Origin of the sequence: Streptomyces sp. NPDC048483 (genome assembly GCF_040651455.1) — a bacterium.
Lineage (GTDB): Bacteria > Actinomycetota > Actinomycetes > Streptomycetales > Streptomycetaceae > Streptomyces.
In genome coordinates, this window is the sequence record NZ_JBEZJZ010000046.1 from 1 (window position 1) to 26,744 (window position 26,744).

The window sequence follows — 26,744 nt, forward strand, 5'->3', positions numbered from 1 at the left end:
GGAGCGGAAGTGGACGTCCGGCGAACTCCAGCTCCTGGCAGTTGAGTTGACCGAGGCGCTCACCGCAACGCACCGGGTCGCGGAGAGCCGGGGCGCACGGCTCTGCCCAGCCCCCGTACTCGACGACGACCGCGACCCCGAAGGCCCCGGGTCACTGAGCGCTCAGTGACCCGGCGCGGCGCCTCCCGACGGGAATCCGCGCGACCACGGCAGACGTGCCGTGCCTCCCGCCCCGTCCGCCCTCGTATGCAGGGTGCCGCTCCGGCGGTGAGAGGCGCCGCATCCCCCCTCGCTCTCCCGCGTCCCGCCGTTCTTAACTCGCGTTCAGCCGTTCCTCAAGGCCGCCTTAAGGATCGGGAATTAGGCCCTGACCTGCTGTTTCGGCGCCCCGCGCGGCCGTAGTTTCGGCGCGTGACCAGCCAGCCCGACCGTGCGCACCCGATCCCCGTCCACCCCCTCTACTCGCGGCTCACCCCGCAGGCCGTACCGCCCCGCCCCACCCGGGCGCCCCGGACCGCGCCGCCCCTGCGCACCTCGCCGCGCGCCCTGCGCACCGGGCTGGCCGCCGGCGCCGGGACGGTCGTCGCCCTCTGGCTGGCGCAGGCCGCGCCCTCCCTCCGCCTCGACGCGCTCTTCGCCACCTTCGCGCACCTCAGCGGCCTGCTCGCCGCGTACGGCATCCTCGTCATGCTGCTGCTGATGGCCCGCGTACCCGCCCTCGAGCACGGCATCGGTGCCGATCGGCTGGCCCGTTGGCATGCCCTGGGCGGCCGCTATGTCCTCACCCTGTGCCTGGCCCACGCCGCCCTCGCGCTCTGCGCCTACACCGCCGCCACCGGCATCGATCTGCTCACCGCCGCCCTTGGCCTGCTGGGTTACCCGGCCCTGGGGGCGGCCGCCGCCGGTACGGCCGTGCTGGCCGCCGTCGGCGTCGCCTCCGCCCGCGCCGTACGCCGCCGCCTCCGCCACGAGACCTGGCGCGCCCTCCACCTGCTGACCTACCTCGGCGCCGCCCTCGCCTTCGGCCACCAGCTCTCCGGCCCCGACCTGGCCGGCGGGCCGCTCGCCGCCTGGCTGTGGACGATGCTGCACACCACCGTCGGCGTCCTGCTGATCTGGTACCGGCTGATCGTCCCCGTACGCCAGGCGCTCCGCCACAGCCTGCGCATCATTGAGGTCCGCAGCGAGGGGCCCGACGTCGTCTCGGTCGTCCTGCAGGGGCTGGCCCTGGACGCGCTGCGTGCCGAGCCGGGGCAGTTCTTCCGCTGGCGCTTCCTGGACCGGCGCCTGTGGTGTACGGCGCTGCCCTTCTCGCTCTCCGCCCCGCCCCGGAACGACACCCTCCGTATCACCGTCAAGGCATGCGGCGACCACACCCGCCGCATCCGCCGACTGCGCCCCGGCGTACGGGTGCTGGCCACCGGCCCGTTCGGCGCCCTGACCGCCCACCGGCGCATCCGCCGCAAGGTCCTGCTGCTCGCCGGCGGCGTCGGCATCACCCCGCTGCGCGCCCTCTTCGAAACCCTCCCCGGCGGCCCCGGCGACCTCACCCTCCTCTACCGGGCGGGCAGCACCGCCCAGTTGGTCCTCCGCGACGAACTGGAGGCCATCGCCCAGGCGCGCGGCGCCGCCCTCCACTACCTCCTCGGCCCGTCCGGCGACCCCTTCGACCCGCTGGTCCCGCGCGCCCTGTGCAACCTCGTCCCCGACCTGCCCGACCACGATGTGTACCTGTGCGGCCCGCCCGGCATGACCAGGGCCGCAACCACCGCACTGCAACAGGCGGGCGTCCCGGCCTCCCGCATCCACGCGGAGCGCTTCACCTTCTGAACTCCCCCTGCCGAACTCCCCCCTTCGGAACTCCCCCTCCTGAACTCGCTCTTAGCTCCCAGGACTTGGTGACTTGCATGGCCCGACACCGCAAACCGCAGACCCTCCCGGCCGTCACCCTCCGGGCCCGCCGTCAGCTCGGCGCCTGCCTGGCGGGCGCGAGCGCGCTCACCGCCACCCTGCTCTCCTTGACGGTGGCCCCGGCCGCCCCGCCCGCCCCGGACCGGGCCCCGACGGGCCACATGTCCCCCGAGCCGCAGGCCGCGCCGTAGGCGATGACGTCGGCCGGCTGCGCTGAGCAGCGCCATGTCGTCCTCCGTGAGCGCGATCCAAGCTGCGTAGAGGTTCGCGTCCGGGTGGGTGAGCAAACCCGTACCAGGGTGGGCAGCAGGACGGGGCAGCGATCCAGCAGCCAGGCCAGGGCGATCTGTCCGGTGGTCGCCCCGTTGCCGGGCCGCGACCGCCGCCAGTCCCCGGTGCGGGCTCTCCGCCAGTCAGCCGCCGCAGGCTCGCCCTGGCAAGACGCGCAGTTGCTCCGGCCGCCCGGCGGACATGCATGAGGGTGGGGCGCCGTCGACCAGCTTGGGCAGGGCGTATCGGCTGCGAACGAGGGCAAGCGCTTACACGGAGGCGGCGGGCGCGGTGGGGCTGTTGGGCGCCGTGGAGTCGCTCTCGCTGCTTGGTGGTTGGTGAGCTGGATTGGGGGTCGATTCCATGCGCCGAAGCCGTCCTCGGAACCGACGGGTGTCCCTTTGCGCGGAGCCTCTGGTCGGTCGGCCCTCTCCGCAAGGTGACGTGTCAACCTGGTGTGCTCGACAACCAGCCACCGCTGATGCAGCGGTGACTCACGTGTCGAACTCGCCCAGCCAGCCACGGTTCAGCAGGCTCTTGGGGAGGTATTCGGATTCGACCTCGATGGGGAAGCCATTGTCGTAGGCGAGGCTGGCGATGGCCAGCGGTCCGAGCGCGACGAGGCCTTCGGTTTCGGTTGTGCGTTCCTCGTCATCGGTCCAGTATTCCTTGTGCCACTGCAGTGCCTTGGCCAGTTCGGTGTTGAAGCCTTCGTGGTCTTGGCGGAGAAACCAGTAGAACAGATTGATCGGCGGGTAAAGGATATTCAGCACCAGTTCGCTGCTGGCGACCTGCAGTGCCTCGGTCGCCGTGCCGTCCATCGCGGCGATCAGTTTGTCGCCCAAATCTGGGCCTTCCAGCCAGAAGGTTTGCAGGGTATCTACCCACGCGTACACATATTCGTCGTAGACCGCGCCGGAGGCGCGTAGCAGTGAGATGGGGACATTGCACAGCTGAGTCATGCGATCTTGTTCGCGGCAGATGAGGGCGAGCCAGAAGGCGGTGATCCAGTTGCCGGCGTCTGCGTAATGCTGTGGGCCGGTGGCCGGGATCGTCCTCATCTCATCCGCGATGCGGCAATGAACCGTGCCCTGGGTTGCGGTCGCTGAGGTGAAGAGCGCCGACGCGACCTGCATTGCCGAGACGAATGCTTCCCACGTCTCGAGCTCGTTTCCTCTGGGATTCAGGGCGAGTCGCGCCCGGGCCGTCATCAGAGCCGTTCCCAATGTGATGTTGAACGTGTGCGGCGACTCTTCCAGATTTTCCATCGATTCTCTCACGTCATCGCTGAGAGCCTCGATGCCGCGCGCGATACTCGCGGTGGGGAACGCGTGCCGGGAAACGGCAAGAGGCACCTTGAATTGCTCCTCTGGTCGATGCGAGAGCGCTTATTTGGGGTTGTCGATATCGAAGTCCTTCTTCGGGAGTTCGAATCGCTCTATAGTGTATCCGGCATATTCATCTCGAGTCTCATGAAAGCCCGGGCCTAAGAGACCCCGACGGGCCCGGTGGCGAAGAGTTGGAACTCGCAAGAGATCTCGCAAGAGCTCTGGGCGAAGGAAAGGTGGAATACGTAATGGTTAAAGCCAAGGAGCCGAAGACGCCGGCCTATTCACTGACTCAAGGGAGTGCGCTGATCTCGGGCAACGCCACATCGTCGGCGAAACACCCATGCATCGGGGGTTCCTACCAGTCCAAAGGGCTGGACCGATGCTTGCGGACGGAGTCGATGGAGCCTAGGGATGGGGCTGGTGGCGCTCGCGGTACAGCTCTATCGCTGACTCGGGAGGATAGTTGGGCACGTAGGAGAGAGCGCCGTCCGCTTTGGAGATGACCAGATGACTGCCGCCGAAGGAGGGAAGGTCGTCGGGGGCGGCGGGCGGAGGGAATACGGCGTAGATGAGGTAGCCGATATCGAATTCCTGGACGTAAAGGGGAGCGGGGGTGCCGTCGTCACAGAGGGCCTCAAAGCGGGCACGGCCTATTGCCAGCGCTTCTTCTGCGTTGGTGGGAACCGGGCGTTCCGACTCGGGCTGGTTGGGCTGCGGCATACGGACCTTTCGTCTTCAGGCGGCCTTGAGCCGGGACATCCTCTCGCCCCCCCTTTGCGCCGCCCCGTAGGTATTTCACGGGGGCATCATGCCGCATGGCTCTCGCCCCGTGTTCTCGACCGCTCCACAACGCAATCCTGTCGCCAACTCTCGTGGAATTTCTACCTGTCCCCGACCGGCTCCTGGAAGTGGCTGTCCATCTGGGGCGTGCGAAATCTGCCATGTCATGTGCTTGGACACGCCACTTCGCCGAGAAGCCGGTGAAGTTATTCCGCTCCCCGTTGCCTTGGGCGGGGCAGACGGCCTCGCGCCGACCTCCTGTCCCCGCATGCACGCACGCAGCGCCTGTTGTCCGTTGACATCAGACCGCCGGAGCGAGGGAAAGGGGCTGCGCCGCCTGTTCGTAGGATCAACCGGTGCCCCATGACATATCACTCCTTACCCTGACCCTCCTCTGCCTCACCGCCCTCGCCGCCGGCTGGATCGACGCCGTGGTGGGCGGCGGCGGGCTCCTGCTTCTGCCCGCCCTGCTGGTCGGGCTGCCGCATACGCCCGCCGCCTACGTCCTCGGCACCAACAAGTCCACGGCCATCGTCGGCACCACCGCGGCCGCCGTCACCTACGTCCGCAAGACGCCGCTCGATGTACGGATGGCGCTGCGTATCGGTCTTGCCGCGCTTGCCGGATCGCTCGGCGGGGCGTTCTTCGCGGCGGGTATCAACAGTGCGGTCCTGCGGCCGCTGATCATGGCCGTACTCCTTGCGGTGCTCGCCTTCATCCTCTTCCGGCCCGCCTTCGGCACCGCCCCCGCGCCCTCCGAACCGGTCACCCGCCAGCGGGTGTTGGCGGCTCTTCTCGTCGCGGGGCTGGGCATCGGCTTCTACGACGGGCTGATCGGGCCCGGCACCGGTGCCTTCCTGATCGTCGCGCTCGCCGCGATCCTGCACATGGATCTGGTCACCTCGTCCGCCATGTCCAAGGTCGTCAATGTCTGCACCAATATCGGCGCGCTGACGATGTTCGCGATCCAGGGCACCGTGCTGTGGCAACTCGGCGCGCTGCTGGCGCTGTTCAATCTCACGGGCGGTCTGATCGGGGCCCGGATGGCCCTCAAGCGCGGTGCCGGCTTCGTCCGTGGGGTGCTGGTGGTCGTGGTCATCGGGCTGCTTGGCAAGCTGGCCTTCGACCAGTGGCTGGCCGGCTGAGGCGGGGAAGCGGCCGCCCGCCCGGCTGCCGACGGTCGCCGGCGCTCAGAAGCGGCAGTGGTACATCCGGGCCATGTCCCGCACTCCGGGTATGTGCGACGTCACCCGCGCCGCCGCCCAGTGGGCCGCCGGCAGCTTCTCCATGCCGGGTATCTCCAGAGCGCTGATGTTCTCGACGATCTCCAGCTTCGGGTTCAGCGCCGCTATGCCCGCGGCATCCGTGCCCCAGTGGAGCGTCGCGCCGGCGTCCACGACGATGCGGTTGATCCGTTGCGTGCGGATGGCGAACCTGCTGAAGGCGTCGAAGGCCAGCTCACCGCTCGGCGCGTGGCCCATCAGCCGCCGCAGCAGGGCCGTGCCGTCCTCCTCGGTCAGATACATCAGCAGGCCCTCGGCGACGATGATCGTCGGCAGGTCGGAGGGCAGCTGCGCCGTCCAGGCGGGGTCGGTGACGGAGGACGCGAGGGTGGTGTAGCCCTCGCGCTCCGGATACAGCTTCCGGCGCAGTGCGATGACTTCGGGGTAGTCGATGTCGTACCAGTGCACCCCGGCGGCGGGGTCGAGGCGGTGAACGCGGGTGTCGAGGCCACAGCCCAGATGCACCACCACGGCCTCCTTGTGCGCGGCGAGGAAGCGCGCCGTCCAGACGTCCAACTGCCGTGCCCGCAGGGCGACTCCGGCCGCATCGCCGGGGCCCATGCGCAGTTTGGTGAAGTCGTAGTCGAGCCGCCGTACGGTCTCGGCGGCCATGGTGTCGCCGAGTATCGGCTGCTTCGCGCGACTGTCGACCGCGCGGCCGTAGAGAGTGGCGAGGAGTGTTTCCGTCTCCCCGGTCAGCTGCACCTTGGTGTCCGGCGTGCCCGGCTTCTGGCTCATGCTGTCGATGATACGGAACATTCAGAAAAATGTGAAGAGTGGGAAAGTTGGAGAAGGGGCAAGGGGCAAGGGGTGGGGGGAGCGGCGCGTGGGCGGTCAGCCGCGTGCCGCCACCAGTGGCGGCGGGCCCAGCGGCCGCGGTGCCACCGTCATCACTGCCGTCAGCAGCACCGCCGAGTCCTCCAGGGCCAGCAGTCCGTGCCGCTCGTGCGAGATCGCGGCGACCTGACCGGCCTTCAGTTCCTGGTTCCCGCGCGCCCGGGTCAGCCGGACCCGCCCCTTCAGTACCTGCAGGCTCGCCGCCGGCGGAGTGTTGTGCTCGTCCAGCGAGGCCCCGGCGATCAGGGCGATCACGGTCTGCCGCAGCGGGCCGTCGTGCAGAAAGAGATGGGCGCTGCGGCCGTGCGCGGAGGCTCTGGCGTCGTCGATCTGATCACGGACGAGGGTATTCAGGTCATTCATGGTGCGGGCCTTTCCGTGCGGACCGGCGGCGGGATTCCCCTTCCATCCTTGCCGCTGCACGGGGTGCCGCAACCTGGGCGTTCCGGTATAAGGCGGGGTGTCTGCGGAGGAAAGGGGGCGTCCGGGTGTATGCGCGCCTGGGGTGGCCCGTCACGGCCAGGATGATGATCACGGTGCGTACGATGCGAGGCGATCGCCCCGTATGCCGACGGAGATCCGCCCGTGTTCCCCACCGCGAAGGATGCGCACCCGTGGCCGACCCCGAGCCGTACCCAGCAGCCGAACTGTCCGATCCGGGCGGGCAGTCGGCGCAGTACCTGACCGTGATGACGACCACCGACAGCGAGGACAAGGCCGAGCGGCTGGCGCACGGCGCGATCGAGGGCAGGATCGCGGCCTGTGCGCAGGTCAGCGCGCCGGTGACCTCGGTGTTCCGGTGGGAGAACGCCGTCGAGACCAGCCAGGAGTGGCAGGTGCTGTTCAAGACGGCGGCCGCGCGGTACGAGGCGCTGGAGGCCTATCTCCGCGACGCGCACGACTACGAGACACCCGAGATCATCGCCACCCCCATCACCCGGGGCGGCGCCGACTACCTGGCCTGGGTCGCGAAGGAGACGAGCTGATGCGGCAGCGATGGGGGAGGGCGGCGGCGGTGGCGCTCGGCGTCACGCTGGGCCTGGCGACGGCACCGGTCGGCGGCGTGGCCATGGCCGTCGGGAGGGCCGACGGCGATCAGGGCGGGACCCTCGGGGTGCTCGACGGCGACCAGGGCGGGACCACCGGTGCGCCCGACGGCGATCGCGACGAGACCCCCCGTACGACCTGGACCAGCAAGGACGCCGCCGCCTACTGGACGCCGAAACGGATGGCCGCGGCGATAGCACACGCACCCGGCTCGGCCCGGCCCCGCACCACGCCCCTACCGCCCGCCGGGGCCACCACCCGGCCTTCGGTCACGTCCGGGCGCGCGCCCGCCGCACGCCACTTCGGCGGCATCCCGTCGGTCGGCGTGCTGTTCTCCGTCGACGGTGACGCGAAGACGCACCACTGCACCGCCAGCGTGGTGCACAGCCCGCAGGGCAATCTGATTCTCACCGCCGGGCACTGCAACCCCGGCACGCGCGCCGCCTTCGTCCCGCAGTACCGTTCCGGCGCGACCACCCAGCCGTACGGCGTCTGGGCGATCGGCGAGGCCTTCGCCTACGACGACCGCGGCACCACCGGGGCCGGCGCCGACCTCGACTTCGCCTTTGCCACCGTCGCACCGGACAGCGAGGGCCGCACGCTCGAATCGGTCACCGGCGGAAACACCCTTGCCGCCACACCCGGTTACACCAACCAGGTCACCGTCATCGGCTACCCCAGCGTCCGCAACGACCCGCAGGACCGGGCCGTACGCTGCGACACCCGCACCAAGCGGCTGACCGGAACCCGCCAACTGCGCATGGAATGCGGCGGGTTCTACGGCGGCACCTCCGGCAGCCCCTGGCTGACGGACTACAACGAGCGCACCCGGACGGGCCGCGTCATCGGCCTGATCGGCGGCCTCAACGGCGGCGGCCCGACCGGCCCGCACAGCGACCGGATCTCCTACAGCCCGTACTTCGACGACGCCGTCTTCGACCTGTACGCCCGCGCCACCCAGGAGAGCTGAGGACCGGCGGAGGCCCTACCGCAGGGCCTCCGCCACCCCCTTCTCGCGTGGCCCGAGGAAGCGCGGATCCGGCCGCAATGCCGCGTCCGCCGCCGCCTTCCCCGCCGCGAAGATCTCCCGTACGCCGCCATAGGCCCAGGTCACATCGTGCTTGGCGGCGACCCCCACCCCGTAGGAATCGATCCCGGCCGCCTCGCACAGCGCCAGCGCCCGCCGGATGTGGAAGCCCTGGCTGACCAGCACCGCCCGGTTCACGCCGAAGATGCGGTGCGCGCGGCTGCACGAGTCCCAGGTGTCGAAGCCCGCGTAATCGCTGACGATCTTCCGGGCCGGGACGCCGTGCCGCACCAGATAGGTGCGCATCGCGTCCGGCTCGTCGTAGTCATGGCTGCTGTTGTCGCCGGTCACCAGGATGGCGCGGACCGTGCCGCGGTCGTAGAGCTCGGCCGCCGCGTCCAGGCGGTGGGCGAGGTACGGGGACGGTGCGCCGTTCCACAGGCCCGCGCCGAAGACCACGGCAACCGGCGCGACGGGCGCCTCGGCGACCGTACGGATACGGGGGCCGGCCGTGGCGTTCATCCAGGTCGCAGGCGCGAGGGCGAGCACTGTCACGGCGACCACGACCTGATACGTGCGGCGCCATCCGCGGCGGGTCCGCGGCAGCCGTATACGGCGCGCACCGTCGCGTATGCGCCACGCAAGCCCCGGCCCCTGTCTTCGCATCCCTGCCCCCGTCCCCGGTGGTGACCGGCTTCCATTTCCGGCTGGTGATCGTCGTCGCAAGCTGCGACGCCCGGTGGCCGGTGATGGTTGCACCGGCCGCCTGGCAAGGTTGCACTGGGGGACAACATCACAGCTCAGAAGGCACCCGGCACCTCTGGAGAGGACTCACCGCCCATGACCACCCACCCCGAGCGGCTGCCGTTCTTCGTCTACGGAACGCTGCGCCCCGGCGAGGCCAACCACACCTGGACCCTGCGCGGCCGGACCGTCACCGAGGAACCCGCCCGGATCGGCGGCGCGCTGCTCTACGACGGCCCCGGATACCCGTACGCGATAGCCGGGCCCGCGGACTCCGTCGTCCACGGCACCCTCGTCCGGCCCCGCGACGCCGACTACGACGAGGTCCGCGCGGTGCTGGACCGGCTCGAGGGCTACGCCCCCGGCGACCCGGAGAACGTCTACGAGCGGGTGGCCACCGAGGCCGTCCGCCCCGACGGCAGCACCGTACGGGCCTGGGTCTACCTGGCGGCCGAGCCTCTCGCCGCCCGGCTGCGCGCCACCGGGACCCTCATCGAGGGCGGGTGCTGGCTGAGCGCCACGGCCATCGAGCGGGCCCGCAACCCGGTCGGCCCGGGAGCCTCGGGCCGGGCCCCGGCCGACGATCAAGACCCCGCTAACCTGGACGATCCCTCCCGTACCGCAGAACAGGTGTAACCCGCGTGCCTCCCTCCCCGTCCCCCTCCGCCGCATCCGCTGCCAGGCCCCCGCTGCCCAAGGCGGAGCTGCATCTCCACATCGAAGGCACCCTGGAACCGGAGCTGGCCTTCGCCCTCGCCGAGCGCAACGGCGTCACCCTCCCGTACGCCACCCAGGACGAGCTGCGCCGCGCCTACTCCTTCACCGACCTGCAGTCCTTCCTCAACCTCTACTACGCGCTGATGGCCGTGCTGCGCACTGAGGACGACTTCGCGGACCTCACGAACGCCTATCTGGCGCGCGCCAGGGAGCAGGGCGTACGGCACGCCGAGATCTTCTTCGACCCGCAGGCGCACACCGCGCGCGGCGTCCCGATCGGCACGGTCATCCGCGGGCTGTCCCGCGCGCTGGACGGCGCCCGGGAGACGTACGGCATCAGCACCCGCCTGATCATGTGCTTCCTGCGCGACGAGAGCGCCGAATCGGCCCTGGCGACCTTCGAGGCGGCCCGCCCGTACCTCGACCGGATCACCGCCGTCGGCCTGGATTCGGCCGAGGTCGGGCACCCGCCGTCGAAGTTCAAGGAGGTCTACGCGCTGGCGCGGGAGGCCGGGCTCAAGTGCGTGGCGCACGCGGGGGAGGAGGGGCCCCCTTCCTACGTGTGGGAGGCCCTGGACATCCTCGGCGTCGACCGGATCGACCACGGCGTGCGCTCCCTGGAGGACGAGCGGCTGGTCGCCCGCCTGGTGGCGGACCAGATCCCGCTCACCGTCTGCCCCCTGTCCAACGTCCGGCTCCGCGTCATCGACGACCTCGCCGACCACCCGCTCCCCGCCATGCTGGACGCCGGTCTGCTGGTCACCGTCAACTCCGACGACCCGGCTTACTTCGGCGGCTACGCACACGACAACTTCACTGCGGTACGCGACGCCCTCGGCCTCGACGACGAGACGCTGCGGACCCTTGCGCGTAATTCGTTCCAGGCGTCGTTCCTGGACGAGGGGACGCGGGCGGCCTATTTGAAGGAGCTTGCGGCGTACTAGGGCGCCGCGCCCCAGGGGCGGCCGGTACGGGCGTTCAGGAATCGTGAACGCGGGAGGCGCCGCCCGGCCCCCGGTGCCGAGACTGGCCGCCATGAGCACCACAGTGAAGCATCACGCGAGCACCGGGCCGGCCGCCGGTGTCCGTGCCACCGCCCCCTCCCCGCCGAACCGCCGCTACGGGCTGCGCGTTGCCTGGACGATGCTGGCCTCCGGCTGGAGCGCCAACCAGTTCTCCGCCCTGCTGGGCACCTACCGCACCGAGGCGGGTCTGTCGGAGTCCTCGGCGACCGGGCTGATAGCGGTGTACGTCGTCGGGCTGATCCCCGGGCTGCTGGCCGGCGGCCCGCTGGCCGACCGGCACGGCCGCCGCCCGGTGGCGCTCATCGCCCTGGGCGTCAGCCTGCTGTCGACCTGTCTGCTGATGGCGGGCTCGGCCGCCACCTGGTGGCTGCTTCCAGGACGCCTGCTGACCGGCGTCGGCGCGGGTGCGCTGCTGGCCGCCGGCAGCGCCTGGGTGAAGGAACTGTCCTCCCCTCCGTACGACCCGGACACCTCGCCGGGCGCGGCCGCCAAACGGTCGGGGATGTTCGTCTCGGCGGGCTTCGCCTCGGGCGGACTGGCCGCCTCCCTGATCGCCCAGTGGGCGCCGTACCCGACGCTGACCGCCTATCTGCCGCACCTCGTACTGGCGGCCGGTGCGGGAGCCGCCGCGTTCGGTGCGCCGGAGTCCCGGCCGACGAGGTCCCGGCCGGCGGGGGAGGGCTCCGCGGCGGCGGACCGGCCCTTCCCGCGGGCCCGCTTCTGGCGGGCGCTGCTGCCGGTCGCCCCCTGGGTGTTCGCGGCCCCCACGATCGGGTTCGTCACCCTTCCCGGCCTGGTCGACGGCGGCCTGGCCGGATGGCGGACCGTCTACGCCGGAGTTGCCACCGCCGTTGTCCCCGGCGCCGGGCTGGCCGTCCAGCCGCTGGCCCGTCGCCTCGCCACCCGGCACCGGCCGGCCACCGGAGTCGCCGGGCTCCTGGTGATCGCGGCCGGGTTCGCCCTCGCCGCACCCGCCGCCGCCCAGAGCCGGCCCTGGCTCGCACTCGCCGCCGCCGCGGTCCTCGGCGCCGGCTACGGGCTGACCCTGAGCTTCGGCCTCACCGAGGTCGCCGCCCTGGCCCCCCGGGCCCAACTCGCCCGGATGACCTCACTGTTCTGGACACTGGCCTACACCGGCATGTTCACCCCGTACGTCGTCGCGGCCCTCGCCACCACCTACGGCGTGCCGGCGCTGCTGCGGGCGGGTGCGCTGCTGGCGGTGCTGGCCTGCGGCGTCTTCGCGCTGCTCAACCCGGTCCGACGCGGGGGCACTCGACGATCCCGCGGATGAGGATCCCGGCCGTCTTCACCGCTGCCCGGTCGCCGGCGCCTCCCGCTTGGTGTACGACCCGTCGAGGTCGCGGACATCGACGGAGGCGTGGACCGTCACGCCCGACGCCGCCGCCGTGTGGCTGCTCACCAGGTCGAGGACCGCCCGGCTCAGTACGGACTTGGTCTCCGTCGTACGGCCCGGCAGGATCGCGAAGTCCACGTGGATCAGGGCGTGTTGGGGCTCGTCGTGCGCGATGACGACCTCATCGACGCAGCGGAAGCGGGTCTTGCAGCTCTCGACGGTGATGCCGTCGACCGTCTTCGCGGCCAGCGCATGCAGTTCGTGTGCGAAGCGGCGACGATCGAGGAACTCCTGCAGCGTCGCGTCGTAATCGACGAGTATGTGCGGCATGTTCGGTTCTCCTCCCGGGTGGCGGGCGGTGCAGGTGCACCGAACCGAAGCCTACGGAACCGAAAGCCAACGGAACGGAAAGCTCAGCCCGCCCGCTCCGCCCGCTCCGCCCGCTCCACCCGCTCCACCCGCACCGCGCACACCTTGAACTCCGGCATCCGCGACGTCGGATCGAGCGCCGGATTGGTCAGGGTGTTGGCCCGGCCCGGCCCCGGCCAGTGGAACGGCATGAAGACCGTATCGGGGCGGATCGCGCCGCTCACTCGCGCCGGGGCGACCGCCCGGCCGCGCCGGGAGACCACCGCGACCGGCTCGCCGTCCGCGATGCCGAGCCGCTCCGCCAGCCGCGGGTGGAGCTGGACGAACGGCCCCGGCTCGGCGGCGTTCAGCTCGGCCACCCGGCGGGTCTGTGCGCCCGACTGGTACTGCGCCAGCACCCGGCCGGTCGTCAGCACCACCGGGTACGCGTCGTCCGGCTCCTCGGCCGCCGGACGGTGGGTGACGGGGACGAACCGGGCCCGGCCGTCGGGCGTCGCGAAGCGGTCCAGGAAGAGACGGGGGGTACCGGGATGGTCGCCCTCCTCCGGACGCACCGGGCACGGCCAGAACACCCCGTCCTCCGCCGCGATCCGCCGGTAGGTGATGCCGGAGTAGTCCGCCGGCCCGCCCGCCGAGGCCCGCCGCAACTCGTCGAAGACCTCCTCCGGGTCGGTGGGGAAGCCCTTCTCCCGGCCCAGCCGCGCCGCCAGCCCGCCGATCACCTCCAGGTCCGTACGGACGCCGGGCGGCGGGTCCAGGGCGCGGCGGCGCAGCAGGACCCTGCCCTCCAGGTTGGTCGTGGTCCCGGTCTCCTCCGCCCACTGGGCGACCGGCAGCACCACGTCCGCCAGGGCCGCCGTCTCCGACAGCACCACATCGGCGACGGCCAGGAAGTCCAGCGACCGGATCCGCTCCTCGATATGGGCGGCCCGCGGCGCCGAGACCACCGGGTTGGAGCCCATCAGCAGCAGCGCGCGGATATCGCCGCCCAGCGCGTCCAGCAGCTCGTAGGCACTGCGGCCGGGACCCGGCAGCGAGTCGGGGTCGACGTCCCACACCTCTGCCACATGCCGGCGGGCCGCCGGGTCGTCGAGTTTGCGGTAGCCGGGCAGCTGATCGGCCTTCTGGCCGTGCTCGCGGCCCCCTTGGCCGTTGCCCTGGCCGGTCAGGCACCCGTAGCCGGACCGTTCCCGGCCCGCCCGCCCGGTGGCCAGGCACAGATTGATCCAGGCGCCCACGGTGTCGGTGCCCTTCGCCTGCTGCTCGGGCCCGCGCGCCGTCAGCACCATCGAGGAGTCGGCATCGCAGAACAGCCGGACGGCCTCGCGGAGCTGGGGCACCGCGATGCCCGTGATGCGCTCGACCATTTCCGGCCAGTGCGCCATCGCCGCCGCCCGCGCCTCCTCCCAGCCGCTGGTGCGCTCCGCGATGAACTCCTCGTCCGTACGGCCCTCGGCCACCACCAGGTGCAGCAGCCCCAGCGCCAGCGCGAGGTCCGTGCCGGGGCGGGGCGCGAGATGCAGATCGGCCTGTTCGGCGGTGCGGGTGCGGCGCGGGTCGACGACGATCAGCCGACCGCCGTTCTCCTTCAGCTCGGTGAGATAGCGCAGCGCGGGCGGCATGGTTTCGGCCAGGTTGGAGCCGACCAGGATGACGCAGCCGGTCTTGGCCACATCGGCCAGCGGGAACGGCAGCCCGCGGTCCAGGCCGAACGCCCTGCCGTGCGCCGCCGCCGCCGATGACATGCAGAAACGGCCGTTGTAGTCGATCTGCGAGGTGCCGAGCGCGACGCGCGCGAACTTCCCCAGGGCGTAGGCCTTCTCATTGGTCAGCCCGCCGCCGCCGAACACCCCGACCGCGTCCCGGCCGTGCTCCGCCCCTGCGCTCCGCAGCCCGTCCGCAACCCGGTCCAGGGCCGCGTCCCAGGTGGCGGGGACGAGCTCCCCGGTGGCGGCGTCGCGCACCAGCGGGCCGGTCAGCCGCACCCCCGGGGCCAGCAGCTCGGGCGCCGTACGGCCCTTGCCGCACAGCGCGCCCCGGTTGACCGGGAAGCCGGTCCGCTCGACGATCTCCAGGCGGGAGGCTGCGGCCACCCCCGTGGGCCGCAGCCCCATACCGCATTGGAGAGCGCAGTACGGGCAGTGCGTGTCGACCGTCGGGGCATCTGGGGCAACCGGGGCGTTCATACGCGCCAGCGTGGTACGCGGGTGTTACGGGCGCGGTTCACAAGTGTTTCGGGTGCGCGGCGGGCACCTCCCACGGGGAGGACACCGTGCGGAGGCCGCACGGCACACGGATTTCCCCGCGGGGAAACGGAACCGCAACGACCGGCTGCCAGGCTCCCGCCATGACGGAGTCGATATCGCCCCAGCCCGCCCCGGCCCCGGTCGACCTCACCCCCGCCACGCCCGGACTCGCCACCGAGATCACCGCCCAGCTGAGCAGCCAGCTCAGCCGCGTCCGGCTGCACGGCTTCCGGCGCCCGAGGCCAGCCCCCGGCGACGCCGCCCCCACTTTGGTCGCCGTCGCCCACGGCAGCCGCGACCCGCGCGCCCTGCACACCGTCCACGCTCTCCTCGACCGGGTCCGCGCCCTCCGCCCCGGCCTGGACATACGGCTCGGCCATATCGAGCTGAACCGGCCGCTGCTCGCCGACACCCTCCGGGAGCTGCGCGGCGAGGCCGTCCTCGTACCGCTCCTCTTCGGCCACGGCTACCACGTCACCCACGACCTGCCCGCCGCCCTGGCGGCCGCGCCGCACCTCTCGGGGCGGACCGCCGCGCCACTGGGCCCGCACCCCCTCCTGGCGGAGGCGCTGCACGACCGTCTCCTGGAGGCCGGCTTCCCCCAGGCGCCCGCCCGCCACCGCACGGCCGTCGTCCTGGCCTCGGCCGGCTCCCGTTCGGCCCGGTCCGCCGCCGACACCGCCCGCATCGGCCGCCTTCTCTCGGCCCGCCTCGGCGGCGTCCCCGTACTCCCCGCGTATGCGTCGGCGGCCACACCCGGCGTCCCCGAGGCCGTCCGACTCCTCACCGCCCGCGGCCACGACCGGATCGCCATCGCCTCCTGCTTCACCGCCCCCGGCCGCTTCGCCGCCCAGTGCGCCGCCCACGCCCCCGACCTCGCCGCCGCGCCCCTCGGCGACCACCCCGCCCTCGCCCGCCTCGTACTCCACCGCTACGACCAGGCGCACGACCAGGCACCCCTGACGCGTACCGGATCCGGCCCCAACGGCATCCAGGCGGCTACCGTCGCTGTATGACGGGCACACCATCGACAACCGGCCAGGCCTCCGGCACCCTGGGCTACACCGAGGCGGACGCCGAACGCTGGGTCGCCGAGCCCGACAAACGCCCCGGCCGCACCGCCTTCCAACGCGACCGGGCCCGCGTCCTGCACTCCGCCGCGCTGCGCCGCCTGGCCGGCAAGACCCAGGTCGTCACCCCCGGCTCCCTCACCCACGTCTGGGACGCCAGCCCGCGCACCCGGCTGACCCACTCCCTGGAGTGCGCCCAGGTGGGCCGCGAACTGGGCGCCGCCCTGGGCTGCGACCCGGACCTCGTCGAGGCCGCCTGCCTGGCGCACGACCTCGGCCACCCGCCCTTCGGGCACAACGGCGAACAGGCGCTCAACCAAGTGGCCGCACCCTGCGGCGGCTTCGAGGGCAACGCCCAGTCGCTGCGGCTGCTGGCCCGCCTCGAACCCAAGCGGTTCGTGCCCGCCCCGGACGGCACGGCCCTCAGCGTCGGCCTCAACCTCACCCGCGCCGCCCTGGACGCCGCCACCAAATACCCCTGGCCGCGCGGCGCGCACCCCACCGACCCCGCCTCCCCGAAGTTCGGTGTCTACGCCGACGACCTGCCGGTCTTCGACTGGTTCCGCCAAGGCGCGCCCGCCGCCGCGCGCAGCTTCGAGGCGCAGGTCATGGACTGGTCCGACGACGTGGCGTACTCGGTGCACGACGTCGAGGACGGGCTGCACGCCGGCCATCTCGACCCCAACCTCCTGCTCGCCGACGCCGAACGCGCCGAGATCTTCACGGTCGCCGCCGCGCGCTACGCCCCCGGCGCCGAGCCCGCGGAGCTGGCCGCCGCCCTGGACCGCCTCCTGGAGCAGGAGTGGTGGCCGCACGGCTACGACGGATCCGCGCTGGCCCAGGCCCGTCTCAAGGACGCCACCAGCCAGCTGATCGGCCGCTTCTGCCTGGCCGCAGAGGCCGCCACCAGGACCGCATGGGGCACCGGACGGCTCACCCGCTACGGCGCGCACCTGGTGGTTCCGGCCGAAACACGGCTGGAATGCGCCGTTTTGAAGGCCGTCGCCGACCGGTACGTCATGCAGCGTCCCGACCAGGAAGCGGTACGCGCCGACCAGCGTGTCGTCATCGCCGAACTGGCCGAGGCGCTGCTCGCCCGCGCCCCCGACGGCCTTGATCCGCAGTTCCGTTCGCTGTTCGACACCGCCGAGGACGACACCGCCCGGATGCGCGCCGTCATCGACCAGATCGCGGCCCTCACCGACGCCTCCGCACGCTCTCTTCACGCCCGCCTCACGCGTCGTCCTGGTAACACTCAGGGCAACCCAGGGTGACCCTGGGGAGGAACTCCCCCTTCCCCCATCACCCTCCGTGCGGGACGCTCGAACACGACCGTTTCGCACGGGGACACCGGACGGGGAACCCCGACGGGGAACCCTGACCACGCCGGACACATCCATGGGGGACACCGGAAATCGGGGGCAGCACCGGGGCGTTCACGGACGCGGACGCGGCCGTACGGCACCGCAACGAGGAGGAAGCAAGTGGTCGACGCACACCAGACGTTCGTCATCGTCGGGGGTGGCCTGGCCGGGGCGAAGGCCGCCGAGACGCTCCGCTCGGAGGGCTTCACCGGCCGGGTGATCCTCATCTGTGACGAGCGCGACCACCCCTACGAACGCCCCCCGCTCTCCAAGGGGTATCTGCTCGGCAGGGAGGAACGGGACAGTGTCTTCGTCCACGAACCCGCCTGGTACGCCCGGGCCCACATCGAACTGCACCTCGGCCAGCCCGCCGTCCACCTGGACGCCGCGGCCAGGACCGTACGCCTCGGCGACGGCACCCTGATCGTCTACGACAAGCTCCTCCTGGCCACCGGTGCCGAACCCCGCCGCCTCAACATCCCCGGCACCGGACTCGCCGGCGTGCACCACCTGCGCCGCCTCGCCCACGCCGAACGGCTGCGCGGCGTGCTGGCCTCCCTGGGCCGCGACAACGGCCACCTGGTCATCGCGGGCGCCGGCTGGATCGGCCTGGAGGTCGCCGCCGCGGCCCGCTCCTACGGCGCCGAGGTGACCGTCGTGGAGCCCGCACCGACACCGCTGCACGGCGTCCTCGGCCCCGAACTCGGCGACCTGTTCACCGACCTCCACCGCGAACACGGCGTCCGCTTCCACTTCGGCGCCCGCTTCACCGAGATCGTCGGCCAGGACGGCATGGTGCTCGCGGTGCGCACCGACGACGGCGAGGAACACCCCGCCCACGACGTGCTCGCCGCGATCGGCGCCGCCCCGCGCACCGCCCTCGCCGAACAGTCGGGCCTGGCCCTGGTCGACCGCTACGACGGCGGCGGCATCGCGGTGGATGCCTCGCTGCGCACCTCCGACCCGCACATCTACGCCGCCGGCGACGTCGCGGCCGCCGACCACCCCCTCCTGGACAGCCGGATCCGCGTCGAACACTGGGCCAACGCCCTGGGCGGCGGCCCGGCCGCCGCCCGCGCCATGCTCGGCCAGGACGTCAGCTACGACCGCATCCCGTACTTCTTCTCCGACCAGTACGACCTCGGCATGGAGTACTCCGGCTACGCCCCGCCCGGCAGCTACGACCAGGTGGTGTGCCGGGGCGACCTCGCCAAGCGGGAGTTCATCGCCTTGTGGCTCGCCGAGGGCCGCCTCCTGGCGGGCATGAACGTCAACACCTGGGACGTCACCGAAACCCTCCAGCAACTCATCCGCTCCGGGCACCGGTTGGACCCCGACACCCTGGCGGATCCGGAGGTACCGCTGGAGTCGCTGCTCCCGTAGCGTGCCCGTATGACAGCCCGGAAGACCAACAGCCCCACCGGTCGCGCCCGTACCACCGGCACCGGCGTCCCGGCCGTCACCCTCGACGACGTCCGGGACGCCGCCGGGCGGCTGGCGGGCGTCGCCCACCGCACGCCCGTGCTGCGCTCCCGCACCCTCGACGCACTGGTCGGCGCCGAGGTCTTCCTCAAGTGCGAGAACTTCCAGCGGGCCGGGGCGTTCAAGTTCCGCGGCGCCTACCACGCCCTCTCGCGGCTGTCCCCGGAGCAGCTCGCCCGCGGGGTCGCCGCGTACTCCTCCGGCAACCACGCCCAGGCCGTCGCGCTCGCCGCCCGCGAGCTCGGCAGCCACGCCGTCATCGTCATGCCCGAGGACACGCCGCAGTCCAAGCTCGACGCCACCGCGGGCTACGGCGCCGAGATCGTCACCTACGACCGCTACACCGGCGACCGCGTCGCGATCGGCGGGCGGCTGGCCGAGGAGCGCGGCCTGGCCCTGATCCCCCCGTACGAGCATCCGCACATCATCGCCGGGCAGGGCACCGCCGCCCTCGAGCTGATCGAGGAGACCGGCCCGCTGGACGCGCTGCTGACGCCGGTCGGCGGGGGCGGCCTGATGGCGGGCTCCGCCACCGCCGCCACGGCCCTGGTACCCGGCATCCGCATGATCGGCGTCGAGCCGGAGGCGGGCGACGACACCCTGCGCTCCCTGGCGGCCGGGCACCGGGTCGCCATCCCCGTCCCGCGCACCATCGCCGACGGCCAGGCCGCCGAGACCCCCGGCGAGCTGACCTTCGCCATCAACCAGAAGCTCCTCGAGGCGATCGTCCTGGTCTCCGACGACGACATCCGCGCCGCCATGAAGCTGGCCTTCGAACGACTCAAGATCGTCACCGAGCCCAGCGGCGCCACCGCGCTCGCCGCCCTCCTCGCCCGGCGCATCGCCCCGCTCCCACCGCGTATCGGCGTGATCATCTCGGGCGGCAACATCGGCCTGGACCGCTTCATCGGGCTGATGTCGCACTGACGCCGGACCGCTGCCGCGCCGCCCGGACGGCCGCGCGGCGGGGACTGTCCGACCCCCACCGTAGACTTCACGCGTGGCAGGCAGGATCAACGATGACGATGTGAAGGCGGTACGGGACGCGGTCCCGATCGACGCCGTCGTGTCCGAGTACCTCCAGCTCCGCAACGCCGGCGGCGGCAACCTCAAGGGCCTGTGCCCCTTCCACGACGAGAAGTCCCCGTCCTTCCACGTCAGCACCGCCAAGGGCCTCTACCACTGCTTCGGCTGCCAGGAGGGCGGCGACACCGTCGACTTCATCATGAAGATCGACCACCTCTCCTTCGCCGAGACCATCGAACGGCTCGCCTCCCAGGCCGGCATCACCCTGCGCTACGAGGAGGGCGGCTACACCCCCGGCCGCCAGCAGGGCGAACGCACCCGCCTGGTCGAGGCCCACAAGGCCGCCGCCCAGTTCTACGTCGAGCAGCTCGACAGCCCCGAGGCCGAGATCGCCCGGAAATTCCTCGCCGAGCGCGGCTTCGACCAGGCCGCCGCCCAGCACTTCGCCGTCGGCTACAGCCCGGCCGGCTGGGACCACCTCACCCGCTTCCTGCGCGGCCGCGGCTTCAGCGACCAGGAACTGGTCCTCGCCGGCCTCTCCCAGGAGGGCCGCCGCGGCCCCATCGACCGCTTCCGCGGCCGCCTGATGTGGCCGATCCGCGATATCGCCGGCGAGGTCGTCGGATTCGGCGCCCGCAAGCTCCGCGACGACGACAACGGCCCCAAATACCTCAACACCCCCGAGACCCCCCTCTACCGCAAGTCCCAGGTCCTTTACGGCATCGACCTCGCCAAGAAAGAGATCGCCAAGACCAACCGCGCGGTCGTCGTCGAGGGCTACACCGACGTCATGGCCTGCCACCTGGCGGGCGTGACGACGGCCATCGCCACCTGCGGCACCTCCTTCGGCGAGGGCCACATCAAGATCCTGCGCCGCCTCCTGATGGACAACGCCAACGCGGAGGTCATCTTCACCTTCGACGGCGACGCCGCCGGCCAGAAGGCCGCCCTGCGCGCCTTCGAGGACGACCAGAAGTTCGCCGCCGAGACCTCCATCGCCATCACCCCCGGCGGCATGGACCCATGCGACCTGCGCCTGGCCAAGGGCGACCCGGCCGTCGCCGACCTCGTCGAGACCCGCACCCCGCTCTTCGAGTTCGCCCTGCGCCACGTCGTCTCGCGCCACAACCTCGACACCACCGTCGGCCGCGCCGCCGCCCTCGACGAAGCCGCCCCGATCGTCGCCCACATCAAGAACAGCTCCATCCAGCACGAATCCGCCGTCCAGCTGGCCGGCATGCTCGGCATCCTGGACACCCAGTTCGTCGTCCGCCGGGTCGGCCAGCTCGCCCGCTGGGCCCGTGAGCGCGGCCGCGACGGCGGCGACCAGGGCCGCGGGCAGCGACGCGGCGGTCCCGCCGCCGCCCCCGAGCCGGAGCGCCCCGCACCCGGCCCCCGCGGCCCCGCCCTCAACCTCCGCAGCCCCGCCCACCGCGTCGAACGCGAACTCCTCAAGCTCGCCCTCCAGCGCCCCGACCTGGTCTCCCCGGCCTTCGACGCCTACGGGACCGACGAGTTCACCGCCCCGCCCTACGCCACGGTCCGCCAGTGCATCGAGGACGCGGGCGGCGCCACGGCCGCCGACCACGACTACCTCACCCGCGTCATCGACGCCGCCGCCGACGACACGGTCCGCGCCATGGTCAGAGAACTGGCCGTGGAGCCCCTGCACACCCGCCGCGACCCCGACGACGCCTACGCCGGCGTCCAGTTGGTCGCCGTCCGCCTCGCCGCCGTCACCCACCGCGTCACCGAAATCCGCGGCACCCTCCAGCGCCTGGGCCCCCGCGCCGACCCCGAACACCTCACCGCCGTCCAGAACGAACTCTGGGTCCTCCAGCAATACGGCCAGTCCCTCCGCGAACGCGGCTACGCCGCCCTGTAGGCACCCCGCAGCCCCTGGGAACACCACCCGGCGAACACGGGGAATGCCACTTCGGGAACACCACCCGGTCACCCTGCGTTGTGGCCCCACAGGGGGCGCCCGCATCCCCTAGGGGATCTGTTCCCCCCGCCCCTAGGGCCCCCGTGACACCCCGCGGTAGCCGTCCGGTCACGGACCGGACTCAAAAAGTGGACGCACGCCCCTCGTGGCAGGAGTGTGTCGTACTCCACACTGAGGAGCGGTGCCTGAGTCCTCGGAGCGCGGCGGGTCCGGCTGTCCTGATCCGGAATCCCCCGCACATCCGCTCGTGACGTACGGGGCGGACGGCGGCTCGGCCGCATCCGTACCCGGCCCTTCTGCCGCCCTCGCAGCGATCACCCTGGAGGTCGCCCCCGTGCAGACCCAGACCCTCGCCGACGCGCCGGCCCCCGCGGAACCGGCCACGGAGCCGGTCACCGTGCCGCAGCAGTCCGGGGCGCCCGCCACAGAGTCGCTCGCCGGGCAGAGCGCCCCGGAGCCCCGGGAGTCCCCAAACCCCGCGCCCCGCCCCGATACGGGCGGCCCGTCCTCCGACCTCTTCCGCCAGTACCTCCGCGAGATCGGCCGGATCCCCCTGCTGACCGCCGCCGAGGAGGTCGACCTTGCCCGCCGCGTCGAGGCCGGACTCTTCGCCGAGGAAAAGCTCATCACCGCCCCCGACCTGGACTCCCAACTCGCCCATGACCTCGACCGGTTGGTCGTCCTGGGCCGGATCGCCAAACGCCGCCTGATCGAGGCCAACCTCCGCCTGGTCGTCTCCGTCGCCAAGCGCTACGTGGGCCGCGGCCTGACCATGCTCGACCTCGTCCAGGAGGGCAACCTCGGTCTCATCCGCGCCGTCGAGAAATTCGACTACGCCCGCGGCTACAAGTTCTCCACCTACGCCACCTGGTGGATCCGCCAGGCCATGTCCCGCGCCCTCGCCGACCAGGCCCGCACGATCCGCGTCCCCGTCCATGTCGTCGAGCTGATCAACCGCGTGGTCCGCGTCCAGCGCCGGATGCTCCAGGAGCGAGGCTACGAACCCACCCCCCAAGAGGTCGCCGCCCACCTCGACCTCACCGAGGAACGCGTCAGCGAGGTCCTGCGCCTGGCCCAGGAACCCATCTCCCTGCACGCCCCCGTCGGCGAGGAGGACGACGTCGCCCTGGGCGACCTCATCGAGGACGGCGACGCCGCCTCCCCCGTCGAATCCGCCGCCTTCCTCCTGCTCCGCGAACACCTCGACGCCGTCCTGTCCACCCTCGGCGAACGCGAACGCAAGGTCGTCCAGCTCCGCTACGGCCTCGCCGACGGCCGCCCCCGCACCCTCGAGGAAATCGGCCGCATCTTCGGCGTCACCCGCGAACGCATACGCCAGATCGAATCCAAAACCCTCAACAAGCTGCGCGACCACGCCTTCGCCGACCAGCTACGCGGCTACCTCGACTAGGGGCGCGGTCACCTTCGCGCCCCGTAACGACCCGGGTGTGCTCGACCACGACGGCACGCTGCCGCCCGGACAGGACCTGGAGGCCTACGTCCGCGGTTCCGCCTGCGGCCGTACGACGGGACCGCGGACCCACTCGTCCGGACCCCGGCGCCATCACGCCGGTGACCTGCCGTTCCCATGGGCTCGCGGGACGCCGTACCCGTCCGGTCTCGCGATGGGCAGCTCGGTGATGCCGAGATCCTTCCGCATGGTCTGCCGGACCTCGTAGAGACCCTCCGAAGCGCGTTCCAGTCCGTCCCTGGCCTCCTCCAGGAGGGTTTCCCGGGCACCCTGCTCGCGCCTCAGCGGGTCGAGCATCCGCTGGATCCTGGACAGCAGATGGACCACACCGCCGCCGGTCTTCAGGACCTCGTCGGAAGCCACCATCTGCGCCTCGGCGTAGACGTCGCGCAGTGCCTGACGTGCGTCGTCCACCTCGGGGGGCGGCTGTCCGCAGGCATCTCCGTCGGCCTGTCCGGCGGCGAGATCCTGGTACCGGCGGAACAGCGCCGCGTGGAAGTGCCGCAGGCTCTGGTTGAGGTTTGCGTACGAGGCACGCCGCGTCTCGGTCAGCTCACGGCGCTCCTGAGCCCGACGTTCGTCCCGCCGCTCCTGAGCCGCGTGCCGGAGCTCGAGGGTCTTGGAGCGGAGCGCGCCGCGGTGCGCGAGGAGTCCGGACACCAGGGTTCCAAGGACGCCGACCACCGCAACGATCAGAGAGCTCATTGACGCGTCCATGCCCCGACCCTAGCGGTGCCGTCCAGGAGCGTTTGCGCGCAACTGCCCTACGGCGAGGGCAGGATGGCCCCGCTCACGCCCCCCGCTGGAACGCCCCGGGATGGGCCTCGTCCCGTACCGCACCGTACTGCTGGCGCACCGCCTGGCCGACCGCCAGGCCGTCGCCCGGCTCGAAGACCTGGCTCGCGGCCGCCGGCCACTGAGGCGGGTCGACCCACGGGGATCCGCCGCCCGGTGCGGCCTCCGCGCCGGCGGCGGGGGCGAGGGTGCCGTGGGCGACGCCCCAGGCCCAGGCGGCCTGCCGCGCCGCGCCCAGTGCCGCGTACTCGGCCGGCTGCGGCACCACGACCTGCACCCCGAACAGTCCGGGCGCCGCCGCCTGCACCGCGCCCAGTTCCGCCGCCGCGCCCAGCAGAAACACCCGGCGCACCGCCATGCCCCGCCCGCGCAGCACGTCCAGTGCATCCGCGAGCCCGCACAGCATGCCCTCCACGGCCGCCCGCGCCAGATGCTCCGGCTTCATGCTCTCCCGCCGAATCCCGTGCAACGACCCGGCCGTGTGCGGCAGATGCGGCGTCCGCTCGCCCTCCAGATACGGCAGCATCACCAGGCCGTACGCGCCGGGCGACGACTTCAGCGCCAGCTCGGACAGCCCGTCCAGATCCGTCCCGAGCATCTCCGCCGCACCCCGCAGCACCCGCACCGCATTGGTCGTGTGCACGACGGGCAGATGCCGCCCGGTGGCGTCCGCGAACGAGGTGATCGTCCCGGTCGGGTCCACCAGCGCCTCGTGATGGATCCCGAACACGGACCCCGAGGCGCCCAGCGACACCACCGCGTCGCCCTCCCCGACCCCCAGCCCGAAGGCGGCCGCCATCGTCTCGCCCGTACCGGCCGAGATCAGCAGCCCCTCCGGCGTGAATCCCGCCGTGCCGGACGGCCCCAGCACCTCCGGCAGCCGCACCTGATGGCCCAACGCCAGCTCGATCAGATCCGGCCGGTACGACTCGGTCGCCGCCGACCAGAAGCCCGTCGTCGAGGCCCCGCCCCGGTCCGTCGTACGCCGCGCGGGCCGCCCCAGCAGCTGCCACGCCAGCCAGTCGTGCGGCTGCATGACCTCCACGGTCCGCGCCGCGTTCTCCGGCTCCGTACGGGCCAGCCAGCGCAGCTTGGTCACCGGATGCGCCGCCTGCGGCACCGCCCCGACGGCCTGCGCCCACGCACTGCGCCCGCCCAGGGCATCCACCAGATCCGCGGCCGCGCTCTGCGCCCGCCGGTCATTGCCGACCAGCGCGGGCCGGACGAGATTCCCCTCCGCATCCAGCGGCACCAGCCCGTGCTGCTGCGCCGAGACCCCGATCGCCTGGACGCCCTCCAGCAGCCCGTGGCCGGCGGCCTCGCCCAGCGACATCAGCCACGCCTGCGGATCGGCCTCGGGCCCTTTCTCGACAGGGTGTGGCGCATACCCCCGCCTGATGACGGCACCCGTATCCGCGTCGCAGACCACGATCTGTGTGCTTGCGGACGAACTGTCCAACCCGGCGACTATCCCCATGCCCCCAGATTTTGCCCCATGGGAGGCATATGGCGCGCGTCAGGGCGCGCTCACGTGTTGCTGGTGCCCCACTCGTCCTCGTTGTTGTTGCGCTGGTAGCGCAGTGAGCGGACCCGGTCGGTGACGGAGTGCGGCAGCCGGTCGCTCACCTTGGCCGAAACCGTACCGAAGGCCCGCGTCGCGGCCTGGCGCCCGCTCAGCGCCGCGGACTCGGCGGTGTTCCGGACGGCGGGGTTCTGCGCGATCCGCTGGGCGCCCTTGCGCAGCTGCTCGTACCGCTCCCGGCCGGCCCGCGTGCCGAACACATATCCGATGGCCAGTCCCGCGATGAACGTGAGCCGGTAGCGCATCGCTCCACCTTCCCTCTCGTCGGCCCCGCGCCGCTGCCGAAGCACGCCGCGCTCCGATGCCGCTCGATCCCGTCCGGTGCCGGTACGCACCGGACCGCCTGGCTGTGCCGCCCGCCTACCCTGCGGGGCCGGAGGTCACCCGGGGCCTCGCGAGGGGATACCGATTGGCGGAGCACCCCCCTGCTTGCGCTAATGTATGTGTCGCAGCGAGCGCACGCCGTCCGGCGACCCGGACGAGGGTGCATTCGAGGCACACAGAGCAATCCCCTGTAGCTCAATTGGCAGAGCAGCCGGCTGTTAACCGGCAGGTTACTGGTTCGAGTCCAGTCGGGGGAGCGCAGTCCCCTGTAGCTCAATTGGCAGAGCATTCGGCTGTTAACCGGAGGGTTACTGGTTCGAGTCCAGTCGGGGGAGCAGAAAGAACGAGGACCCCGGAAGGGGTCCTTTTTCTTGTCCGTAGAGCCGATTTCCCGTGCCGTGGAACCGAACCGCCCGTGATCGAAGTCCTCTTGGGCATGCAGGGCCGTACGACGGCAGCCCAAAGGCAGCCCAGCGGCAGCCCACACGGGCAGCAGATCGTATGAGCGGCTATGCTGCGGCAGACGGCGCGCACAAATGTGCGCGGCGCGCCGTGAGGGGGCGGTAGCTCAGCCGGTTAGAGCAGCGGACTCATAATCCGTCGGCCGTGGGTTCGAGTCCCACCCGCCCCACCACAGCCCGGTAACGCAGAAACGATCAGACCCGGGCGCAGTGCACGGACGAGGGCCGCCACGCACGGCGTGGCGGCCCTCGCGTCCGTCCCGGCCGGCCTGCGGCTGTCATC

General features: G+C 71.9%; 23 protein-coding genes, 3 tRNA genes and 1 pseudogene. 17 read left to right on the forward strand and 10 right to left on the reverse strand.

Features of this window, described 5'->3' with window-relative positions:
• Positions 1–411 precede the first annotated feature (411 nt).
• Both AB0D04_RS22675 and AB0D04_RS22680 read left to right on the forward strand, forming a co-directional pair.
• Positions 412–1,830, forward strand: a complete 1,419-nt coding sequence (locus tag AB0D04_RS22675; RefSeq protein WP_362706144.1) for a ferric reductase-like transmembrane domain-containing protein — start codon at positions 412–414, stop codon at positions 1,828–1,830.
• Positions 1,831–1,907: 77 nt separating this feature from the next.
• Complete coding sequence (locus tag AB0D04_RS22680) at positions 1,908–2,102, forward strand: hypothetical protein (protein ID WP_362706146.1); 195 nt, start codon at positions 1,908–1,910, stop codon at positions 2,100–2,102.
• Between the two features lie 573 nt (positions 2,103–2,675).
• Here AB0D04_RS22680 and AB0D04_RS22685 read toward each other — a convergent pair.
• Entirely contained in the window at positions 2,676–3,536 is an 861-nt protein-coding gene (locus AB0D04_RS22685; RefSeq protein WP_362706148.1) for an immunity 49 family protein, read from the reverse strand.
• Between the two features lie 381 nt (positions 3,537–3,917).
• Positions 3,918–4,232 carry a hypothetical protein gene (locus tag AB0D04_RS22690; protein WP_362706151.1) on the reverse strand — a complete coding sequence of 105 codons (315 nt, stop codon included), beginning with the start codon at positions 4,230–4,232 and terminating at the stop codon, positions 3,918–3,920.
• A gap of 416 nt (positions 4,233–4,648) precedes the next feature.
• On the opposite strand from AB0D04_RS22690, the gene AB0D04_RS22695 reads away from it, so the two are divergent.
• Positions 4,649–5,437 (forward strand): TSUP family transporter, encoded by a 789-nt coding sequence (locus tag AB0D04_RS22695; protein ID WP_362706154.1) that lies wholly within the window; start codon positions 4,649–4,651, stop codon positions 5,435–5,437.
• Positions 5,438–5,482: 45 nt separating this feature from the next.
• On the opposite strand, the gene AB0D04_RS22700 is transcribed toward AB0D04_RS22695, so the two are convergent.
• Positions 5,483–6,313, reverse strand: coding sequence for a class I SAM-dependent methyltransferase (locus AB0D04_RS22700; protein WP_362706156.1), 831 nt, complete (start codon positions 6,311–6,313; stop codon positions 5,483–5,485).
• A 96-nt stretch (positions 6,314–6,409) separates the two neighbouring features.
• Positions 6,410–6,775: a cupin gene (locus tag AB0D04_RS22705; RefSeq protein WP_362706158.1), complete on the reverse strand. Its 366-nt coding sequence runs from the start codon at positions 6,773–6,775 to the stop codon at positions 6,410–6,412.
• A gap of 326 nt (positions 6,776–7,101) precedes the next feature.
• Here AB0D04_RS22705 and cutA point away from each other — a divergent pair, with 326 nt between their 5' ends.
• Positions 7,102–7,398 carry a divalent-cation tolerance protein CutA gene (gene cutA / locus AB0D04_RS22710; protein WP_362706266.1) on the forward strand — a complete coding sequence of 99 codons (297 nt, stop codon included), beginning with the start codon at positions 7,102–7,104 and terminating at the stop codon, positions 7,396–7,398.
• Positions 7,398–8,429, forward strand: a complete 1,032-nt coding sequence (locus AB0D04_RS22715; protein ID WP_362706160.1) for a hypothetical protein — start codon at positions 7,398–7,400, stop codon at positions 8,427–8,429. The genes cutA and AB0D04_RS22715 overlap by 1 nt, the downstream gene beginning before the upstream one ends.
• A 15-nt stretch (positions 8,430–8,444) precedes the next feature.
• Here the strand turns inward: AB0D04_RS22715 and AB0D04_RS22720 are convergent, their stop codons facing one another.
• The gene (locus AB0D04_RS22720; protein WP_362706163.1) at positions 8,445–9,152 is read right to left on the reverse strand and encodes an ElyC/SanA/YdcF family protein; all 708 of its coding nucleotides are present in this window, start codon (positions 9,150–9,152) and stop codon (positions 8,445–8,447) included.
• Positions 9,153–9,326: 174 nt separating this feature from the next.
• Here AB0D04_RS22720 and AB0D04_RS22725 point away from each other — a divergent pair.
• From AB0D04_RS22725 to AB0D04_RS22735, 3 genes and pseudogenes are all read left to right on the forward strand, one after another.
• Positions 9,327–9,743 (forward strand): annotated as a pseudogene (locus AB0D04_RS22725) (gamma-glutamylcyclotransferase family protein); the annotation flags it as partial.
• A gap of 128 nt (positions 9,744–9,871) precedes the next feature.
• Positions 9,872–10,891 carry an adenosine deaminase gene (locus AB0D04_RS22730; protein ID WP_362706166.1) on the forward strand — a complete coding sequence of 340 codons (1,020 nt, stop codon included), beginning with the start codon at positions 9,872–9,874 and terminating at the stop codon, positions 10,889–10,891.
• A gap of 91 nt (positions 10,892–10,982) precedes the next feature.
• On the forward strand, positions 10,983–12,263 hold the full coding sequence (locus tag AB0D04_RS22735; RefSeq protein WP_362706169.1) for an MFS transporter: 1,281 nt from the start codon (positions 10,983–10,985) through the stop codon (positions 12,261–12,263).
• A gap of 15 nt (positions 12,264–12,278) precedes the next feature.
• On the opposite strand, the gene AB0D04_RS22740 is transcribed toward AB0D04_RS22735, so the two are convergent.
• Positions 12,279–12,656, reverse strand: coding sequence for an isomerase (locus AB0D04_RS22740; protein WP_362706172.1), 378 nt, complete (start codon positions 12,654–12,656; stop codon positions 12,279–12,281).
• Positions 12,657–12,739: 83 nt separating this feature from the next.
• A complete protein-coding gene (locus AB0D04_RS22745) occupies positions 12,740–14,881 on the reverse strand; it encodes a molybdopterin oxidoreductase family protein (RefSeq protein ID WP_362706174.1) in 2,142 nt (713 codons plus the stop codon).
• A 161-nt stretch (positions 14,882–15,042) separates the two neighbouring features.
• Here AB0D04_RS22745 and AB0D04_RS22750 point away from each other — a divergent pair, with 161 nt between their 5' ends.
• The 6 genes from AB0D04_RS22750 to AB0D04_RS22775 all read left to right on the forward strand — a co-directional run bounded on the left by AB0D04_RS22750 (position 15,043) and on the right by AB0D04_RS22775 (position 23,239).
• Positions 15,043–15,957: a sirohydrochlorin chelatase gene (locus AB0D04_RS22750; RefSeq protein WP_362706177.1), complete on the forward strand. Its 915-nt coding sequence runs from the start codon at positions 15,043–15,045 to the stop codon at positions 15,955–15,957.
• A complete protein-coding gene (locus AB0D04_RS22755) occupies positions 15,954–17,285 on the forward strand; it encodes a deoxyguanosinetriphosphate triphosphohydrolase (protein ID WP_362706179.1) in 1,332 nt (443 codons plus the stop codon). The genes AB0D04_RS22750 and AB0D04_RS22755 overlap by 4 nt, the downstream gene beginning before the upstream one ends.
• Positions 17,286–17,495: 210 nt before the next feature.
• Complete coding sequence (locus AB0D04_RS22760; RefSeq protein WP_362706182.1) at positions 17,496–18,758, forward strand: FAD-dependent oxidoreductase; 1,263 nt, start codon at positions 17,496–17,498, stop codon at positions 18,756–18,758.
• 9 nt (positions 18,759–18,767) lie between these two features.
• Complete coding sequence (locus AB0D04_RS22765) at positions 18,768–19,784, forward strand: pyridoxal-phosphate dependent enzyme (protein ID WP_362706184.1); 1,017 nt, start codon at positions 18,768–18,770, stop codon at positions 19,782–19,784.
• A gap of 73 nt (positions 19,785–19,857) precedes the next feature.
• Positions 19,858–21,768, forward strand: coding sequence for a DNA primase (gene dnaG, locus AB0D04_RS22770; RefSeq protein ID WP_362706186.1), 1,911 nt, complete (start codon positions 19,858–19,860; stop codon positions 21,766–21,768).
• 241 nt (positions 21,769–22,009) lie between these two features.
• A complete protein-coding gene (locus tag AB0D04_RS22775; RefSeq protein WP_362706188.1) occupies positions 22,010–23,239 on the forward strand; it encodes an RNA polymerase sigma factor in 1,230 nt (409 codons plus the stop codon).
• A gap of 153 nt (positions 23,240–23,392) precedes the next feature.
• Here AB0D04_RS22775 and AB0D04_RS22780 read toward each other — a convergent pair whose 3' ends face one another.
• The 3 genes from AB0D04_RS22780 to AB0D04_RS22790 form a co-directional block, all read right to left on the reverse strand.
• Entirely contained in the window at positions 23,393–24,016 is a 624-nt protein-coding gene (locus AB0D04_RS22780; RefSeq protein ID WP_362706190.1) for a hypothetical protein, read from the reverse strand.
• Between the two features lie 73 nt (positions 24,017–24,089).
• Complete coding sequence (locus tag AB0D04_RS22785; RefSeq protein ID WP_362706193.1) at positions 24,090–25,571, reverse strand: FGGY family carbohydrate kinase; 1,482 nt, start codon at positions 25,569–25,571, stop codon at positions 24,090–24,092.
• Between the two features lie 50 nt (positions 25,572–25,621).
• Positions 25,622–25,921, reverse strand: a complete 300-nt coding sequence (locus AB0D04_RS22790) for a YtxH domain-containing protein (RefSeq protein WP_362706195.1) — start codon at positions 25,919–25,921, stop codon at positions 25,622–25,624.
• A 263-nt stretch (positions 25,922–26,184) separates the two neighbouring features.
• On the opposite strand from AB0D04_RS22790, the gene AB0D04_RS22795 reads away from it, so the two are divergent.
• The 3 genes from AB0D04_RS22795 to AB0D04_RS22805 all read left to right on the forward strand — a co-directional run bounded on the left by AB0D04_RS22795 (position 26,185) and on the right by AB0D04_RS22805 (position 26,634).
• A tRNA-Asn gene (locus AB0D04_RS22795) sits at positions 26,185–26,257 on the forward strand.
• 5 nt (positions 26,258–26,262) lie between these two features.
• Positions 26,263–26,335 (forward strand) — tRNA-Asn (locus AB0D04_RS22800).
• Between the two features lie 222 nt (positions 26,336–26,557).
• A tRNA-Ile gene (locus AB0D04_RS22805) sits at positions 26,558–26,634 on the forward strand.
• Positions 26,635–26,744 lie beyond the last annotated feature (110 nt).

What these genes read in the sequence shown, in the direction of transcription:
- AB0D04_RS22720 (WP_362706163.1), bottom strand. Translation starts at nt 9,152, where the DNA reads ATGCGAAGACAGGGGCCGGGGCTTGCGTGGCGCATACGCGACGGTGCG.
- AB0D04_RS22690 (WP_362706151.1), bottom strand. Translation starts at nt 4,232, where the DNA reads ATGCCGCAGCCCAACCAGCCCGAGTCGGAACGCCCGGTTCCCACCAAC.
- AB0D04_RS22680 (WP_362706146.1), top strand. Translation starts at nt 1,908, where the DNA reads ATGGCCCGACACCGCAAACCGCAGACCCTCCCGGCCGTCACCCTCCGG.
- AB0D04_RS22790 (WP_362706195.1), bottom strand. Translation starts at nt 25,921, where the DNA reads ATGCGCTACCGGCTCACGTTCATCGCGGGACTGGCCATCGGATATGTG.
- AB0D04_RS22780 (WP_362706190.1), bottom strand. Translation starts at nt 24,016, where the DNA reads ATGGACGCGTCAATGAGCTCTCTGATCGTTGCGGTGGTCGGCGTCCTT.
- AB0D04_RS22765 (WP_362706184.1), top strand. Translation starts at nt 18,768, where the DNA reads ATGACAGCCCGGAAGACCAACAGCCCCACCGGTCGCGCCCGTACCACC.
- cutA (WP_362706266.1), top strand. Translation starts at nt 7,102, where the DNA reads ATGACGACCACCGACAGCGAGGACAAGGCCGAGCGGCTGGCGCACGGC.
- AB0D04_RS22735 (WP_362706169.1), top strand. Translation starts at nt 10,983, where the DNA reads ATGAGCACCACAGTGAAGCATCACGCGAGCACCGGGCCGGCCGCCGGT.
- AB0D04_RS22705 (WP_362706158.1), bottom strand. Translation starts at nt 6,775, where the DNA reads ATGAATGACCTGAATACCCTCGTCCGTGATCAGATCGACGACGCCAGA.
- AB0D04_RS22740 (WP_362706172.1), bottom strand. Translation starts at nt 12,656, where the DNA reads ATGCCGCACATACTCGTCGATTACGACGCGACGCTGCAGGAGTTCCTC.
- AB0D04_RS22750 (WP_362706177.1), top strand. Translation starts at nt 15,043, where the DNA reads ATGACGGAGTCGATATCGCCCCAGCCCGCCCCGGCCCCGGTCGACCTC.
- AB0D04_RS22755 (WP_362706179.1), top strand. Translation starts at nt 15,954, where the DNA reads ATGACGGGCACACCATCGACAACCGGCCAGGCCTCCGGCACCCTGGGC.
- AB0D04_RS22715 (WP_362706160.1), top strand. Translation starts at nt 7,398, where the DNA reads ATGCGGCAGCGATGGGGGAGGGCGGCGGCGGTGGCGCTCGGCGTCACG.
- AB0D04_RS22745 (WP_362706174.1), bottom strand. Translation starts at nt 14,881, where the DNA reads ATGAACGCCCCGGTTGCCCCAGATGCCCCGACGGTCGACACGCACTGC.
- AB0D04_RS22785 (WP_362706193.1), bottom strand. Translation starts at nt 25,571, where the DNA reads ATGGGGATAGTCGCCGGGTTGGACAGTTCGTCCGCAAGCACACAGATC.
- AB0D04_RS22700 (WP_362706156.1), bottom strand. Translation starts at nt 6,313, where the DNA reads ATGAGCCAGAAGCCGGGCACGCCGGACACCAAGGTGCAGCTGACCGGG.